Annotated in this window: 12 protein-coding genes; 3 read left to right on the top strand and 9 right to left on the bottom strand. The window is 59.7% G+C overall.

The features are described from left to right. Positions 1-51: 51 nt before the first annotated feature. From phaZ to RYC18_RS19010, 8 genes are all read right to left on the bottom strand, one after another. Entirely contained in the window at positions 52-909 is an 858-nt protein-coding gene (gene phaZ / locus RYC18_RS19045; protein WP_004654231.1) for a poly(3-hydroxyalkanoate) depolymerase, read from the bottom strand. 63 nt (positions 910-972) lie between these two features. Further along, positions 973-2,652, bottom strand: a complete 1,680-nt coding sequence (phaC, locus tag RYC18_RS19040; protein ID WP_005778670.1) for a class II poly(R)-hydroxyalkanoic acid synthase — start codon at positions 2,650-2,652, stop codon at positions 973-975. A 309-nt stretch (positions 2,653-2,961) separates the two neighbouring features. After that, entirely contained in the window at positions 2,962-3,333 is a 372-nt protein-coding gene (locus RYC18_RS19035; protein ID WP_002551642.1) for a gamma-butyrobetaine hydroxylase-like domain-containing protein, read from the bottom strand. A 100-nt stretch (positions 3,334-3,433) separates the two neighbouring features. After that, a complete protein-coding gene (gene hslU / locus RYC18_RS19030) occupies positions 3,434-4,771 on the bottom strand; it encodes an ATP-dependent protease ATPase subunit HslU (protein WP_002551643.1) in 1,338 nt (445 codons plus the stop codon). A gap of 66 nt (positions 4,772-4,837) precedes the next feature. After that, positions 4,838-5,368 carry an ATP-dependent protease subunit HslV gene (gene hslV / locus RYC18_RS19025; protein ID WP_002551644.1) on the bottom strand — a complete coding sequence of 177 codons (531 nt, stop codon included), beginning with the start codon at positions 5,366-5,368 and terminating at the stop codon, positions 4,838-4,840. A 376-nt stretch (positions 5,369-5,744) separates the two neighbouring features. Next, on the bottom strand, positions 5,745-6,440 hold the full coding sequence (locus RYC18_RS19020; protein WP_002551645.1) for an SPOR domain-containing protein: 696 nt from the start codon (positions 6,438-6,440) through the stop codon (positions 5,745-5,747). Between the two features lies 1 nt (position 6,441). Then, positions 6,442-8,178, bottom strand: coding sequence for an arginine--tRNA ligase (argS, locus tag RYC18_RS19015; protein ID WP_010194656.1), 1,737 nt, complete (start codon positions 8,176-8,178; stop codon positions 6,442-6,444). Positions 8,179-8,275: 97 nt separating this feature from the next. Further along, the gene (locus RYC18_RS19010; RefSeq protein WP_005752528.1) at positions 8,276-10,495 is read right to left on the bottom strand and encodes a primosomal protein N'; all 2,220 of its coding nucleotides are present in this window, start codon (positions 10,493-10,495) and stop codon (positions 8,276-8,278) included. Positions 10,496-10,664: 169 nt separating this feature from the next. On the opposite strand from RYC18_RS19010, the gene rpmE reads away from it, so the two are divergent. The 3 genes from rpmE (at position 10,665) to RYC18_RS18995 (ending at position 13,155) form a co-directional block, all read left to right on the top strand. Further along, complete coding sequence (gene rpmE, locus RYC18_RS19005) at positions 10,665-10,886, top strand: 50S ribosomal protein L31 (protein WP_002551648.1); 222 nt, start codon at positions 10,665-10,667, stop codon at positions 10,884-10,886. A gap of 13 nt (positions 10,887-10,899) precedes the next feature. After that, a complete protein-coding gene (locus RYC18_RS19000) occupies positions 10,900-11,703 on the top strand; it encodes a thermonuclease family protein (protein WP_316886602.1) in 804 nt (267 codons plus the stop codon). A 183-nt stretch (positions 11,704-11,886) separates the two neighbouring features. Beyond that, positions 11,887-13,155 (top strand): malic enzyme-like NAD(P)-binding protein, encoded by a 1,269-nt coding sequence (locus tag RYC18_RS18995; RefSeq protein ID WP_002551650.1) that lies wholly within the window; start codon positions 11,887-11,889, stop codon positions 13,153-13,155. 290 nt (positions 13,156-13,445) lie between these two features. Here the strand turns inward: RYC18_RS18995 and RYC18_RS18990 are convergent, their stop codons facing one another. Next, positions 13,446-15,887 carry a penicillin-binding protein 1A gene (locus RYC18_RS18990; RefSeq protein WP_373561872.1) on the bottom strand — a complete coding sequence of 814 codons (2,442 nt, stop codon included), beginning with the start codon at positions 15,885-15,887 and terminating at the stop codon, positions 13,446-13,448. Positions 15,888-16,036: the final 149 nt, after the last annotated feature.

The following is a 16,036-nucleotide window of genomic DNA, read 5'->3' as shown; positions in this document are numbered from 1 at the left end:
GGTGACGCTGTTTCTCTCGGGCTGTTCATATTAACGGGCGTGCTGGCGCTATCAGCGCGTTCTGGGCGGCGTTGGCTGCGGGTGCATGACTGCGCGCTGCCGTTCCTGTTGCAGAAAACCCATGATGATCGGTGCCACGGCTTCGGCACGCGTGATCAGGAACAAATGCCCGTCATCGATGATGTGTAGCTGGGCATTGGGTATTCGCCAGGCCAAAAGGCGCATATTCACCAGCGGAATCAGCGGGTCGTCATCACCGGCCAGAACCAGAGTCGGCTGGTGAACCTTGTGCAGCCAGTGAATGCTGGTCCAGCCCATGCCCGCGAACAATTGCCAGTAATAGCCCAGCTTGCCGGACGAGCGCACCTTGGCAGCATGATTGGCCGCCAGATTAGGATCACGTCGAAACGCGCCGCCGTAGATCTCCGGTGCAATACGGATCACATGCGACGGCTGAATGTAGCGGCGCGGGCTGGCCATCAACCACAGCACGCGAGGCTTGCCCGGCACCATCGCCATGCCTGCCGACGTGGCGGCCAGCACCAGTTTCTTGCAGCGCTCCGGGTAGTCATGAGCGAACTGCTGAGCCAGCGCCCCGCCCCACGAAACACCGATCGCATTGACCTGCCCGTAGTTGAGGTAATCGAGCATGCGCGCTGCGAGCTTCGCCAGTCCCGGAAAGCGATAAGGCCGATTGGGCGTCGACGAACCACCGACCCCCGGCACATCGAAGGCGATGACTTCCAGGTCCGGGTCCAGTGCTTCAACAAACGGGAACACCAGTTCCAGGTTGGCACCGATGCCGTTGAAGATCAGCAGCGGTGTCAGATGGCTCTTGCCTGGGCGCACGGCCGTACGAATAGTGTGTCCGTTCAGGTCGATGGAGCGAAAAACAAACGGTTGCGGCATGCGCTAAGCCCTGTTGATTTAACCGCCGGGAACGCACCCCGGGTTTTTTCAAGACTGACGGGTCTAACGCTCGTGAACATAGGTTCCGGGCGCTGCCTCGGCTGCCGGATAGGCTTTGTTACCAAGCCCGGCAGGCGCCTTTTTCAACTTGCCCGAGCGCGTAGCCAGCCACTCTTGCCAGTGTAGCCACCAGGAATCGGTGTGCTTGGTAGCGTTTTCCTGCCAGGCCGCCGGGTCTGCTGGCAGCTCGTCGTGAGTCATGTAACGCGACTTGGGGTTGCCCGGCGGGTTGAGGATGCTCTGGATATGGCCGCTGCTGGACAGTACAAACTCGGTCTTGCCACCAAACAGCCGTGCTGATTTGTAGCATGAGGCCCACGGCGTGATGTGGTCATTGGTGCCAGCCAGGCAGAACACGTCGGCCGTTACCTGCTTGAGGTCGATCGGCGTGCCGCAGACTTCCAGCGCGTTGGCGCGGGTCAGCGGGTTGTTCTTGAACATTTCGATCAGGTCGCCGTGAAAGGCGGCGGGCAGGCGTGTGGTGTCGTTGTTCCAGAACAGAATGTCGAAGACGGGCGGCTCGTTGCCCAGCAGGTAATTGTTGACCCAGTAATTCCAGATCAGGTCGTTAGGGCGCATCCAGGCAAACACCTTGGCCATGTCACGACCTTCCAGCACGCCCGCCTGATAGGAATGGCGCTTGGCGGTTTCCAAAGTCTGCTCGTCGACGAACAGCGCGACCTCGGTATCCAGCGTTGTATCGAGCACGCTGACCAGCAGGGTCATGGCGTTGACTTTCTTTTCGCCCAAGGCTGCGTAGTGGCCCAGCAGCGCCGTGCAGGTAATGCCGCCGGAGCAGGCACCCAGCATGTTGAGGTCTTTGCTGCCGGTGATCGCCAGCACCACATCGACCGCCTCCTTGAGCGCCTCGATATAGGTCGACAGCCCCCATTCGCGTTGCGCCTTGGTCGGGTTGCGCCAACTGATGATGAAGGTCTGCACGTTACTGCGCAGGCAGAAGCGCGCCAGGCTTTTTTCCGGGCTCAGGTCGAAGACATAGAATTTGTTGATCTGCGGCGGGATCACCAGCAGCGGTCGCTCGTGAACCTGCTCGGTAATCGGTTTGTACTGGATCAGTTCCAGTACGTCATTGCGAAACACCACGGCCCCCTCAGTGGTGCCCAGGTTTTTGCCAACCTCAAACGCGTCCATGTTGACCTGGCTCGGCATTCCGCCGTTGTTCACCAGGTCCTTGGCCAAGTGCGACAGACCATCGAGCAGGCTTTTACCGCCGGTTTCAAAGAACCGTTTCACGGCGGCCGGGTTAGCGGCAGAGTTGGTCGGTGACATGGCCTCGGTCATGAGGTTGATCACAAAGTGCGCGCGACTGATGTCTTGCGGGGTGAGATCGCTGCCACCGATCCAGTCATGCAGTTCCTTGCGCCAGGCGAGGTAAGTCTGCAAGTAACGGCGATACAGCGGGTTCTGGCTCCAGGCCGGATCAGCGAAGCGGCGGTCTTCCGGTGTTGGCTGCAAGGCAGATTTACCGAAAATCACATTGCCGAGTTCGACGCTCAGGTGTGCGACGTGCTTGATGCTGTGGATCGGTTGTTTGAAAGCCTGACGCAAAACCATCCGGGCAGTGCTCAGTAAATCCTTGCGCCGCAGGCCAACGACCGGGTTGAGGCCCAGGGTGTGCTCGGAAGCCTGGCGCTGCAGGTCATCGTCTTTCGCGTTACTCATCTACGACGCTCCATTGTCTTGATGCGAACACTGACATTCCTTGCCCGTGAACCAGTGACACAGGCGGTTAGCCAGCACTACTGCTCGTGTAACTCATGCCTTGCAGGCTGTTTGTCGCATCGACTTCGATGCAGGGAACTTGCCAAGGTTATTGGTTACGCGAGATTTCAAAAAATCGCAAGCAGCGTCAGCCACTCATTGGCCGCTGCACGGAACATTGAAACAAAAACGATTAGAAAGCGCGTCCTAAAACGGCGAGCGGTGAGGCTGCACGGGTTTGAATGTTCTGTGAGGATCGCGCGGGCGGGATCAGAGCATCAGCTTGATGACTTGCTCGGAGGGATCGCGGGATTTGCCGGCTTTTTTCAGCTCTTGCAGATAGTCCTCCCACAGGGACTCCTGGCGTCTTGCCAGCTCGTACAGGTACTCCCAGGTGAACAGTCCTGAGTCGTGACCATCATCAAAGGTCAATTTCAGTGCATATTGCCCTGCCGGCTCGACCTTGCTCAGACCGACGCCCAGTTTGCCGAATTGCAGGATCGGCCTGCCATGGCCCTGAACCTCGGCAGAAGGGGAATGCACCCGCAGAAATTCGGCGGGCAGATGATATTCCTCATCCGGCGCGTACTTCAGCGTCAGGGTTTTGGAAGCTTTGTGCAGCTGGATGGCGGTGGGGAGCATTGAAAGCAGCCTCAAGGAATAGCAGCTACAAGCTACAGGCAGAAGCAAAAAAGCTGCAAGAGGAGAACCTCTTGCAGCTTGTAGCTAACCGCTTGCAGCCTTAAAGGATATACCGCGAGAGGTCTTCGTTTTCGGCCAGATCGCCCAAGTGGCTGTTGACGTATTCTGCATCGATTTCAATCGGTGCTGCGTCAGGGCTGATAGCCAAATCGCCAGCGCTGAACGAGACTTCCTCAAGCAGACGCTCAAGCAGCGTGTGCAGGCGACGGGCACCGATGTTCTCGGTTTTCTCGTTGACCTGCCAGGCAATCTCGGCAAGACGCTTGATGCCTTCAGGCTTGAACTCGATCTTCAGGCCTTCGGTCTTGAGCAGCTCGCGATACTGTTCGGTCAACGACGCATGTGGCTCGCTGAGAATGCGTTCGAAGTCCTGCGGCGACAGCGCCTTGAGTTCAACGCGGATCGGCAGACGACCTTGCAGCTCGGGGACCAGATCACTTGGCTTGCTCAAATGGAACGCACCAGATGCAATGAACAGGATGTGGTCAGTCTTGACCATGCCCAGTTTGGTATTCACGGTGCAGCCTTCGATCAGCGGCAGCAGGTCGCGCTGTACGCCTTCGCGGGACACATCGACACCGCCCGAATTACCGCGCTTGGCAACCTTGTCGATCTCGTCGATGAACACGATGCCGTGTTGCTCGACCGCTTCCAGCGCCTTGGCCTTCAACTCTTCGTCATTGACCAGACGGCCCGCTTCTTCTTCGCGTACCAGCTTGAGCGCGTCCTTGACCTTGAGTTTGCGGCTCTTGGTCTTGCCTTTGCCCATGTTGGCAAACAGGCTCTGCAGCTGATTGGTCATTTCTTCCATGCCGGGTGGCGCGGAGATATCCACACCTACGGCTTCGTTGATCTCGATCTCGATTTCCTTGTCGTCCAGCTGGCCTTCGCGCAAACGCTTGCGGAACAGCTGACGGGTGTTGGAATCATTGCTTTGCGCAGGGTCTTCATTGAAACCGACACGCGCAGGCGGCAACAGGGCATCGAGAATACGGTCTTCGGCCGCGTCTTCGGCGCGATGACGGACCTTGATGATCTCCTGTTCACGCAGAAGCTTGATAGCCGCATCGGCCAGGTCGCGGATGATCGACTCTACATCACGACCTACATAGCCCACTTCGGTGAACTTGGTCGCTTCAACCTTGATGAACGGCGCATTGGCAAGCTTGGCCAGGCGACGGGCGATTTCGGTCTTGCCGACACCGGTCGGGCCGATCATCAGAATGTTCTTGGGTGTCACTTCAACGCGCAGCTCTTCAGGCAGCTGCATGCGGCGCCAGCGATTGCGCAGGGCAATGGCGACGGCGCGCTTGGCATCGTCCTGGCCGATGATATGGCGGTTAAGTTCGTGGACGATTTCGCGGGGAGTCATGGACATGGTAATTCACGGTCCTCTGGTACGGTCAAGCCGAAGGGGCCGCAGACTGTGCGGCCCGGCAAGGGCTTAGCCGACGAGGTCCTGCTCCTCAATGGTGATGTTGTGGTTGGTGAACACGCAAATGTCGCCAGCGATATGCAACGAGGTCTCGGCGATTTCGCGTGCCGACAGGTCGGTCTTGAGCAGCAGGGCGCGTGCGGCGGCCTGAGCAAATGCGCCGCCGGAGCCCATGGCGATCAGGCCGTCCTCGGGCTCGACCACATCGCCGTTGCCGGTGATGATCAGCGAGGCGTCCTTGTTGGCGACGGCCAGCATTGCTTCAAGACGGCTCAGCGAGCGATCGGTACGCCAGTCCTTGGCCAGCTCGACAGCTGCACGAACCAGATGCCCCTGGTGTTTTTCCAGCTGGGCTTCAAAGCGTTCGAACAGCGTGAATGCATCGGCGGTTGCGCCAGCGAACCCGGCGATTACTTCACCGTGATAAAGACGGCGCACCTTCTTGGCGTTGCCTTTCATGACGGTGTTGCCCAGAGAAACCTGGCCGTCGCCAGCCATGACGACTTTACCGTGGCGGCGCACTGAAACGATGGTGGTCAAGGGAGAGTCTCCACACTGCGGGGCGAAAATGCCCTGATGCAAACTCATATGGGGGTGTGGGTGAGTATTTCAACCTTGGGGGTAAATCGGGGGGAAATGATCGTACGATTCTTGTCCCAACCCTTTAAGCGGACCGGACGACGCTTCTTTTGTCCGCGATCTCCCTGCTTTTATGGGAGCGAACTTGTCCGCGACGGGCTGCGAAGCGGCCCCAGAATAGGCTGCCTCGGCTGCGCCTGATAAACCGATGCGGCTGGTTTTGCTGCCGGTTCCCGGCAGATCGCGGACAAGTCCGCTCCTACGACGACCGGGCAGAAGCTCCGTTCTTCGTACTCATCGAAACATCGCGATTAGCACGGAAACAGAGGTGCTTTGACTAACGGCTCTGACGCTGTTGCAACAACAGGTTACTAAATCCACCGCTTGCCAGTTGTTTCTGGGCGGTGGTCAGTTGTTCGCGGTTGCTGAACGGGCCGACCAGTACGCGGTACCAGGTTTCATCTTTCACAGTGCCTGACTCGACGGTAGACGTCTGGCCCAGCAGGATGATTTGCGCGCGTACCTTCTCGGCGTCAGCCTGTTTGCGGAACGAGCCCGCCTGCAGGAAGAACGTCGTGACTGCTGCCGGCTTGGTCGTGGCAACCGGTGGCGCCGGCGGAGGCGTCAGGCCGCTGAGGGCTGCCTGGGCACGTGCCGTGTCGATCTTGGCTGCCTGCTCCGGCGAGACCGGTGCGGTCGGTGCCACAGGCGGCGGGGTCTTCTCCGGCACGGCTTCGTTCGGCACGATCACTTCCGATTCCGGCAGCAATGTGTAGAAGTCGTACTTCGGCTTGACCGGAGCCGTCGGGCTCGGTGGTGTTTTATTCGCCTCGGCGATCTTCGCGGCCTTGGCGTCCGCCTTGACCCGCTTGACGTCTTCGCCGCCCGGTTCAAGCTTCATCAGAAAGACCACGAACGCGCCCACGGTCAAGCCAATCGCCAGCCACAACCATCCTGGAATCGGCTTCTTCGCGGGTGCCTGATAACGGCTGGCGCCCCGCTTGGGTGCCGGTTTCTTCTTCGCAACTGCCAACTTACATACGCTCCAGAGTTTCCAGACCCAACAGGTCCAGGCCTTGCTTGAGGGTGCGGCCGGTCAGGGCAGCCAGACGCAGACGGCTTTGCTGCTGATCGGGATTTTCCGCACCAAGGATCGGGCAGTTTTCGTAAAAGCTCGAAAACAGACCCGCAAGGTCATACAGGTAAGCACAAAGTACGTGCGGTGTGCCTTTTTCTGCGACGTTATTCAGTGTTTCAGTGAACTGCGCCAGACGTGCAGCCAGTTCCTGCTCTTGCGGTGCTGCCAGGACAATCTGCCCCTTGCTGGCGTCGAACGGCGTGCCCAGCTTGCGGAATACACCGGCCACACGGGTGTAGGCGTATAGCAGATAAGGCGCGGTATTGCCTTCGAAGCTCAGCATCTGATCGAAGTTGAAGCTGTAATCACTGGCGCGGTGCTTGGACAGGTCAGCGTATTTCACCGCGCTGATGCCCACGGCTTTGGCAATGCTGCGCAGCTCGACCTCGGCGACTTCCGGGTTCTTTTCCTTCACCAGCGTGTAGGCACGTTCTTCGGCTTCATCGAGCAGGTCGATGAGTTTGACCGTGCCGCCGTCGCGGGTCTTGAACGGGCGGCCATCGGCGCCGTTCATGGTGCCGAAACCCATGTGTTCCAGCTGCATGCCGTCGTGGACGAAACCGGCGCGGCGAGCGACTTCGAACACCTGCTGGAAGTGCAGGGCCTGACGCTGGTCGACGAAATACAGCACACGGTCGGCCTTGAGCACCTTACTGCGGTAGCGGATGGCGGCCAGATCGGTGGTGGCGTACAGGTAGCCGCCGCCGGCCTTCTGCACGATCACCGGCAGAGGCGTGTCATCGGCGGTGCGGAATTCTTCGAGGAACACACATTGCGCACCGTTGCTCTCGACCAGCAGGCCAGTGGCTTTCAGATCGTTGACCACGTTGGCCAGGTCATCGTTGTAGGCACTTTCGCCCATCACATCTGCCGGGGTCAGCTTGACGTTGAGGCGCTCATAGGTTTCCTGGCAGTGCGACAGCGAGATGTCCTTGAAGCGTGTCCACAGGGCCAGACACTCGGCATCGCCTGCCTGCAACTTGACCACCAGGCCTCGCGCCCGCTCGGCGAACTCTTCGGATTCGTCAAAGCGCTGCTTGGCGGCGCGGTAGAAGTTTTCCAGGTCGGACAGCTCGTCGCTGGTCGCCGGTTTTTCCTGCAGATAGGCCAGCAGCATGCCGAACTGGGTGCCCCAGTCGCCCACATGGTTCTGGCGAATGACTGTGTCGCCCAAAAACGTCAGAACGTTCGCCACGCCGTCGCCAATAATGGTCGAGCGCAAATGGCCTACGTGCATTTCCTTGGCCAGATTAGGTGCCGACAAATCGACGACCACGCGCTGTACAGCGCCCGCCTTGCGGACTGACAGGTGCGCGTCGGCCAGTGCAGCGTCGAGGCGTGCGGCCAGCGCCGCAGTGTTCTGGAAGAAGTTCAGAAAGCCCGGGCCGGCAATTTCGACCTTGCTGACCTGCTCGTCGGCAGGCAGGGCGGCGATCAGCTTTTCAGCCAGGTCCCGCGGCTTCATGCCGGCAGGCTTGGCGAGCATCATCGCGATATTGCTGGCGAAATCGCCGTGGGTCTTGTCACGGGCGTTTTCCACCTGGATCGCCGGCGTCAGCCCTTCTGGCAAGACGCCCTCGGTGACGAGACGGGTCAGGGCTTGTTGAATCAGCTGGCGAATGGTGTCTTTCATTGTGCTCTCTTCGACCGCAAGCGCGGTGGCGCTTCGATGCGCGGGTGGAAAAACTCCGCATTATCCGTTGCTCAAGCGTGCTTGCCAACGGCGTGACTTAATAAAGATCCACCGGGTCCACATCCAGCGACCATCTGACCTGTCGTCCGCTGGGCATCTGCTCCAGCGCGAGCAGCCAGGTGGCAAGCAATTTGTGCAGTGGCGCGCGTGCGCTGGACTGTATCAGCAGCTGTGCCCGGTAACGCCCGGCGCGGCGTTCCATAGGTGCCGGAACCGGCCCCAGCAGCTCGATGCCGCCCAGGCCCATTTGCGCAACCAGTTGCTCGGCGTCACTGCAGGCCTGATCGAGAAAGGCTTCGGCCTGCCCCGGCTTGTGCGCTTCGGCGCGCAGCAGGGCGAGGTGTGAAAACGGTGGCAAGCCAGCCGAACGACGCTCGCTCAAGGCCTGCTCGGCGAAGGCGAAATAACCCTGCTCGGTCAGTTGGATCAGCAGTGGGTGATCGGCCAGATGAGTCTGGATGATCACCTTGCCCGGCTCTTCCGCGCGGCCGGCACGACCTGCAACCTGCACGATCAACTGCGCCATGCGCTCGCTGGCCCGGAAGTCACCGGAAAACAGCCCGCCGTCGGCATCCAGAATCGACACCAGCGTTACCCGTGGGAAGTGATGCCCTTTGGCGAGCATTTGCGTGCCCACCAGAATGCACGGCTGGCCGCGCTGGATGGTCGCGAATAACTGATTCATGGCGTCCTTGCGCGAGGTGCTGTCGCGATCCACGCGCAGCACGGGAAAGTCCGGAAACAGGATCGCCAGGCGCTCTTCGGCACGTTCGGTGCCCGCGCCTACCGGGCGCAAATCCACCTTGCCGCAGGACGGACACTGGCGCGGTACACGTTCGACATACCCGCAGTGATGGCAGCGCAGTTCGCCCGAGCGCTGGTGCACGGTCATGCGCGCATCACAGCGCTGGCAGCCAGACATCCAGCCGCAGTCGTGGCACAACAAGGTGGGTGCGAAGCCGCGACGGTTGAGGAAGACCAGCACCTGCTGACCTGCCGCAAGCGTCTGGCCGATGGCTTGCTGCATCGGCCCGGAAATGCCGCTGTCCAGTGGCCTGCTCTTGACGTCCAGGCGCATGAAACGCGGCTGTTGCGCACCGCCTGCACGCTGGTTCAGGCGTAACAGGCCGTAGCGGCCGGTGTAGGCGTTGTGCAGGCTTTCCAGCGAAGGCGTGGCCGAGCCGAGGACGATAGGGATGTTTTCCTGACGGGCTCGCACCAGGGCCAGATCACGGGCGTGATAGCGCAGACCTTCCTGCTGTTTATAGGAGCCGTCGTGTTCTTCGTCGATGATGATCAGGCCGGGGTTCTTCATCGGCGTGAACAGTGCCGAGCGCGTGCCGATAATAATGTCGGCTTCGCCATCGCGGGCTGCCAGCCAGGCATCCAGTCGTTCGCGGTCGTTGACTGCCGAATGCAGCAGCGCGATGCGGGCATTGAAGCGCTGTTCGAAACGCGCCAGGGTCTGCGGGCCGAGGTTGATTTCCGGAATCAGCACCAGCGCCTGTTTACCGGCCTCAAGCGTTTCGCGGATCAGTTGCAGATAGACTTCAGTCTTGCCACTGCCAGTGACACCAGCCAGCAAAAACGCATGAAAGCTGTCGAACCCGGCACGGATGGCTTCGTAAGCAGCGCGTTGCTCGGTGTTGAGCGGCAATTCAGGCTGGGCCAGCCAGTGTTCATGGCGTGCGCTGGGTGCGTGGCTGCGAACCTCGACATAAACCAGCTCCTTGGCCAGCAGCAGGTTGAGGCTGTCTTTATTAAGCATCAGCTTGCTCAGCAACTGATGCGCCACGCCATGCGGGTGCTGGGCGAGGGTGGTCAGCGCTTCGCGTTGCTTGGGCGCTCGCGCGATGCGCGGGTCGCCGACGCTGGCGCCCGGTGCAACGTGCCAGAAGCGTTCCTGGCGACTTTCGGCCAGTTCGCCCTGACGCAACAGCACCGGCAAGGCCCAGCTCAGCGTATCGCCCAGGCTGTGCTGATAATACTGCGAGGTCCACAGGCACAGCTTGAACAGCGCGGGCGGCAATGGCGCTTCGCTGTCGAGCAGGGCGATGGCCGGTTTGAGCTTGTCGGCAGGCACTTCGCTGTGATCGACCACTTCCACCAGAATGCCGATCATTTCCCGTCGCCCGAATGGCACCCGCAGACGCATGCCAGGCTGCAAGGCGCTACGCGACACGCCCGCAGGAGCGCGGTAGTCGAACAGGCGGCGAAGCGGCGAGGGCAGGGCAAGGCGCAGGATGGCGTCGGGCACGCGGTGTTTCCCTGTGATGATGAGTGATGACGGAGGCGCGATCTTAGCAGACGACCGGTGTGAAGGTTCGCTTGCGTCGTTGCAATTGTCTGGTACTATCCGCAGCCTATTTCCGTGCGGTATTCAACAATAGTGTTGGATGGCGGCGCGTTAGACCGAGGAAGTACCGATGAAAGCTGATATCCATCCAGTTTACGAAGCCATTGACGCTACCTGCAGCTGCGGCAATGTCATCAAGACTCGTTCCACCCTGGCCGCTCCACTGAGCCTGGACGTGTGCAACGAGTGCCACCCGTTCTACACCGGCAAGCAGAAGACGCTTGACGTTGGCGGCCGTGTCGACAAGTTCAAATCCCGTTTCGGTGCGTTCGGCGCTACCAAAGCGAAGTAAGACTGGCTGCCCCATGGGCATCTCCAGACTGCTTGAAAAGGCGCTCCTTGTGGGCGTCTTTTTTATGCCCGCGATTTGGGTGTCCGGCGTGCAGGCCTTCTGTCCTGCGCCTGCTTCGTTGCCGGTTGCACAGGTGCAGCGCGTGGTCGATGGCGACACGTTGCGTCTGAGTGATGGTCGCAGCGTGCGGATGATTGGGCTCAACACGCCTGAGACCGGCAAGAAAGGCCAGTCTGCCGAGCCGTTTGCCGAGGCTGCGAAAAGACGTTTGCAGGCACTGGTGGATGAAAGCGGCGGTCAGGTCGGTTTGCGTGTCGGTCAGCAGGGCAAGGACCATTACGGTCGTACTCTGGCCAACGTTTACGATCGCAAGGGTGCAAACCTTGAGGCGCAGTTGCTTAGCGAAGGGCTGGGGTATCTGGTGGCCGTTGCGCCTAACGTTGCGCTGGTCGATTGCCAGCAAGTTGCCGAACGTGCGGCGCGGCAGGCGCAATTGGGTGTGTGGCGCGACTCGCCGGTTCAGCCCTCGACCAGGCTGAGCAAAAGCGGCTTTGCGATTGTGTCCGGTCAGGTCAAGAGCGTGCAGCGCAATCGCGGCGGTATCTGGATCGAGTTGCAAGGCTCGCTGGTCCTGCGTGTTGCCCCGGCTAGCGTGAACTCATTCGACACGGCAATGCTGGAGCGCCTCAAGGGCCGGCAGGTCGAGGCGCGCGGCTGGGTGGTCGATCGGTCCCGGCGCGGTGCTCTGAAATCAGGGCAGGCACGCTGGCTGCTGCCACTGACCCACCCCGCGATGCTGAGCCCGTCAGGTCGATAGATACTGCCTTTTGGCCAGTTGTCTGGTGATGGGTGGCCGGTTGTTCACGTTTCAGGCATCTAAGCGTAAAGTCTAATCCTGTGCCTATTGACAGCAGTGACTGGTCAGTCTTGTTAGGACTATGCATCTTGCGTATCCTCGGCGGTCCGTCTGTCCCACAGTAAAAAAAGCGGAATCCAATACATGTCAGATTTGAAAACTGCCGCGCTCGAATACCATGCCAATCCTCGTCCGGGGAAGCTGAGCGTCGAACTCACCAAGCCGACTGCAACCGCTCGTGACCTGGCTCTGGCCTACAGCCCTGGCGTTGCTGAACCCGTGCGTGAAATTGCCCGTGACCCCGAGCTGGCTTACAAGTACACCGGCAAAGGCAACCTGGTAGCAGTTATTTCCGATGGCACCGCTATTCTCGGCCTCGGCGATCTGGGCCCATTGGCCTCCAAGCCGGTCATGGAAGGTAAAGGGGTTCTGTTCAAGCGTTTCGCCGGTATCGACGTTTTCGATATCGAAGTCGATTCCGAAAGCCCGCAGGCGTTCATCGACACCGTAAAGCGTATCTCCATCACCTTCGGTGGTATCAATCTGGAAGACATCAAGGCACCTGAGTGCTTTGAAATCGAGAAGGCACTGATCGAACAGTGCGACATCCCGGTTTTCCACGATGACCAGCACGGCACCGCTATCGTGACTGCTGCCGGCATGATCAACGCACTGGAAATTGTCGGTAAAACCCTCGATTCCGCGAAGATCGTCTGCCTGGGCGCTGGCGCTGCAGCCATCTCCTGCATGAAGCTGCTGGTGAGCATGGGCGCGAAGATCGAAAACATCTTCATGGTCGACCGTACCGGTGTCATTCACTCTGGCCGTACCGACCTGAACCAGTACAAGGCTGTGTTCGCTCACGCGACCGAGAAACGCTCGCTGACCGATGCGCTGGATGGCGCTGACGTATTCGTGGGCCTGTCAGGTCCTAATCTGCTGAGCGCTGAAAACCTCAAGCTGATGGCCAAGGACCCGATCGTGTTCGCCTGCTCGAACCCTGATCCGGAGATCTCCCCGGAGCTGGCTCACGCCACCCGTAGCGATGTGATCATGGCGACCGGCCGTTCGGATTACCCGAACCAGGTCAACAACGTTCTGGGCTTCCCGTTCATCTTCCGCGGTGCTCTGGACGTTCGTGCCAAGCGCATCAACGAAGAAATGAAAATCGCTGCAGCCAACGCCCTGCGCGAACTGGCCAAACTGCCTGTTCCTCAGGAAGTCAGCGATGCCTACGGCGGCATCAAACTGGAATTCGGTCGTGAGTACATCATCCCGAAACCAATGGACACCCGCCTGCTGGGCTTGATCGCCGATGCAGTGGCCAAGGCAGCCATCGAGAGCGGTGTTGCCACCCTGCCGTATCCGAAGCACTACCCGCTGACCAGCGTGGACGATGTGTTCAAGGGCTGATCCTTGATGCAATAAAAAACCCCTGCAGCGATGCAGGGGTTTTTTTATGCCTGGAATTGAGATTATCGTTCCTCACGCTCCGGCGTGTGAATGCCCTGGGTGACGCTCCGCGTCACAAATCTGCGCCGCGCCGCTGAATCAAAAGAGGACGCGGAGCGTCCAGAACGGCATGCGACGCAGAGCGTCGCACGATAGTTGGGATTAACAGGATAGTTGGGATCATCTTTCCTCACGCTCCCGCGTGGGAATGCCTTGGGTGACGCTCTGCGTCACCCACCTGCGCAGTGCTATCAGAACAAATCGATCGGTGCTGACTCATCCGCTGGCAACGGGCTGCCCGGTGCGCTGCTGCCGCCCAGTTCGTTGACGCTTGGCGGTGTGTCTTCGCTTTTGAACAGTTCGAAGAACGCGTTCGGCGTGCTGGGCGTGGCAGCGCGGCCGCTCAGTGGGTCTACGCGCAGGCTGAGGATGCCCGGCGGTTCTGCCTGCTGATGCGGTGGCTTGTCCTTGAGTGCAGCGCTCATGTAGTCCATCCAGATCGGCAGGGAGACCGTACCGCCAAATTCATGACGACCAAGGCTTTCAGGCTGATCGAAGCCGCTCCAGACAGTTGTCACATAGTCTGCGTTGTAACCGGAGAACCACGCATCCTTGGAATCGTTGGTCGTACCGGTCTTGCCGGCGATATCCGGCCTGTTCATCGACAGAGCGCGCCGCCCGGTGCCGCGCTTGATTACGTCCTGCAGCATGCTGTTAAGAATGTAGGTCGTGCGGCCATCCACAACGCGCTCTGCAACGGCGGGCGCTTGCGGCTGGGCCGGTGTCCCTGGTGGGCCTGCGATCACGCTCGGGCTGTCATGCACGGCAAAGGTCGACGTGTTGGGCGCAGTATTGACGTCGTTGGCCGGAACGCTTGGCGGATTGGCCACAAACAGGGTCTGCCCGTCACGGTTCTCGATGGTCTGGATCAGATAAGGACTGACCTTGTAACCGCCATTGGCAAAGGTGGCCCAGCCGGTGGCGATTTCCATCGGGGTCAATGTAGCCGTGCCCAGTGCCAGCGACAGGTTGCGCGGCAAGTCTTGCTTGGAGAAGCCAAAGCGGGTGATGTAGTCGATGGTGCTGTCGATACCGAGGGCCTGGAGCAGGCGGATCGAGACCAGGTTGCGAGACTTGTACAGCGCCTCGCGCAGGCGGATCGGCCCAAGGAAGGTGTTGGTGTCATTTTTCGGACGCCATACCTTGTCCAGATACTCGTCGACAAACACGATAGGTGCGTCGTTCACCAGACTGGAGGCGGTGTAGCCATTATCCAGTGCAGCGCTGTAGATGAACGGTTTGAAGCTGGAGCCCGGCTGACGCTTGGCCTGCATGGCGCGGTTGTAGTTGCTCTGCTCGAAAGCGAAGCCGCCGACCAGTGCACGAATGGCGCCGTTTTGCGGGTCAAGCGAGACCAGGGCGCTCTGCGCGACGGGAATTTGACTGAATTTCAGCGAACCGTCGTCCTGGCGCAACAGCCGAACAAGGTCGCCCACCTTCGCAACATCGCCTGGCTGCTTCGGATTCGCGCCCAGGCTGTTGGTATTCAGGTAAGGACGCGCCCACTTCATGGTGGCCCAGTCGACGGTTTCTTCCTTCTCGCCGTTGCGGGTCAGAACGCGTAGACCGGTCTTGTCGACCTGCGTCACGATGCCGGGCTCGAGGCCGTTGATCATGCGCTGCTTGGTCAGTTCCTGTACCCAGTTGGCGCGCGTCATGCCCGGGAAGCGGCTTTCCGGGCCGCGATAGCCGTGGCGCTGGTCGTAATCGATCAGGCCCTGCTGGATGGACTTGTTGGCGTGTTCCTGAAGGTCGCTCGGCACGGTGGTGGTAACGCGGAAGCCTTCTGTATAGGCCTCGCTGCCGTAACGGCCGACCATTTCAGCCCGCGCCATTTCAGCGATGTACGGCGCGTTCACTTCCGGCGTCGGCACGTGATAGCTGGCGTTGAGCGGTTCGTTCAAGGCTGTCTGGTAAGCGGTCTGGTCAATCTTGCCCAGGCGATACATGCGGCCGAGGATCCAGTCGCGGCGTTCCTTGGCGCGGGTCGGGTTGGCCAGCGGGTTGAAGCGTGACGGCGCCTTGGGTAGACCGGCAATCATGGCCATTTGCGCAAGGCTTACATCGCGAATCGATTTGCCATAGTAGACTTGCGCCGCGGCTTCGATTCCGTAGGCGCGGTTACCCAGATAAATCTTGTTGACGTACAGCTCGAGAATCTCGTCTTTGGTAAGTTGGCGCTCGATTTGCAAGGCCAACAGAATCTCGGTGGTTTTGCGTGAAAAGCTTCTTTCGCTGGTCAGGAAGAAGTTTTTCGCGACCTGCATGGTGATGGTACTGCCGCCTGACTGAATATGGCCGCTTTTTACCAGTTGTGTGGCAGCACGCATCAGGCTGCTCGGGTCGACGCCATAGTGGTTGGCGAAGTTGTCGTCTTCGGCCGATAGCAGGGCGTTGATGAAATTGGGTGGAATTTCCGCGAAGCGAATCGGCGTGCGGCGCATCTCGCCAAACTCGGCAATCAGCTTGCCGTCGCTGCTGAATACGCGCAGGGGGATTTGCAGTTGAATGCTTCGCAGCGCTTCAACCGATGGCAGGGTCGGGCTCAGGTAGAGAAACGCGCCACTCAGGCCAAGCAACAGCGAGCAGAATACCGCGACGAGGGACCACCAGAAAAACTTCAGCAGGCGTATCAAGGCTTTTGGATTTCCAGAAAAAATAATGGGTTAAGCGCAGGCATTTACAAATGAACACGCCTTGAAGCTTTCTTAAATGAAAAAATCGCTGGGCATTATAAGCATTTTTCGTCCACGAGCGTGATTTGCGCTACTGTCAAGGCTGT

The sequence above is a fragment of the Pseudomonas syringae group sp. 247E2 genome, from assembly GCF_032587795.1.
Classification (GTDB): Bacteria; Pseudomonadota; Gammaproteobacteria; order Pseudomonadales; family Pseudomonadaceae; genus Aquipseudomonas; species Aquipseudomonas amygdali.
This window is presented reverse-complemented; position numbering and strand designations above follow the sequence as displayed.

What these genes read in the sequence shown, in the direction of transcription:
- phaZ (WP_004654231.1), bottom strand. Translation starts at nt 909, where the DNA reads ATGCCGCAACCGTTTGTTTTTCGCTCCATCGACCTGAACGGACACACT.
- hslU (WP_002551643.1), bottom strand. Translation starts at nt 4,771, where the DNA reads ATGTCCATGACTCCCCGCGAAATCGTCCACGAACTTAACCGCCATATC.
- RYC18_RS18995 (WP_002551650.1), top strand. Translation starts at nt 11,887, where the DNA reads ATGTCAGATTTGAAAACTGCCGCGCTCGAATACCATGCCAATCCTCGT.
- argS (WP_010194656.1), bottom strand. Translation starts at nt 8,178, where the DNA reads ATGAAAGACACCATTCGCCAGCTGATTCAACAAGCCCTGACCCGTCTC.
- phaC (WP_005778670.1), bottom strand. Translation starts at nt 2,652, where the DNA reads ATGAGTAACGCGAAAGACGATGACCTGCAGCGCCAGGCTTCCGAGCAC.
- RYC18_RS19000 (WP_316886602.1), top strand. Translation starts at nt 10,900, where the DNA reads ATGGGCATCTCCAGACTGCTTGAAAAGGCGCTCCTTGTGGGCGTCTTT.
- RYC18_RS19035 (WP_002551642.1), bottom strand. Translation starts at nt 3,333, where the DNA reads ATGCTCCCCACCGCCATCCAGCTGCACAAAGCTTCCAAAACCCTGACG.
- rpmE (WP_002551648.1), top strand. Translation starts at nt 10,665, where the DNA reads ATGAAAGCTGATATCCATCCAGTTTACGAAGCCATTGACGCTACCTGC.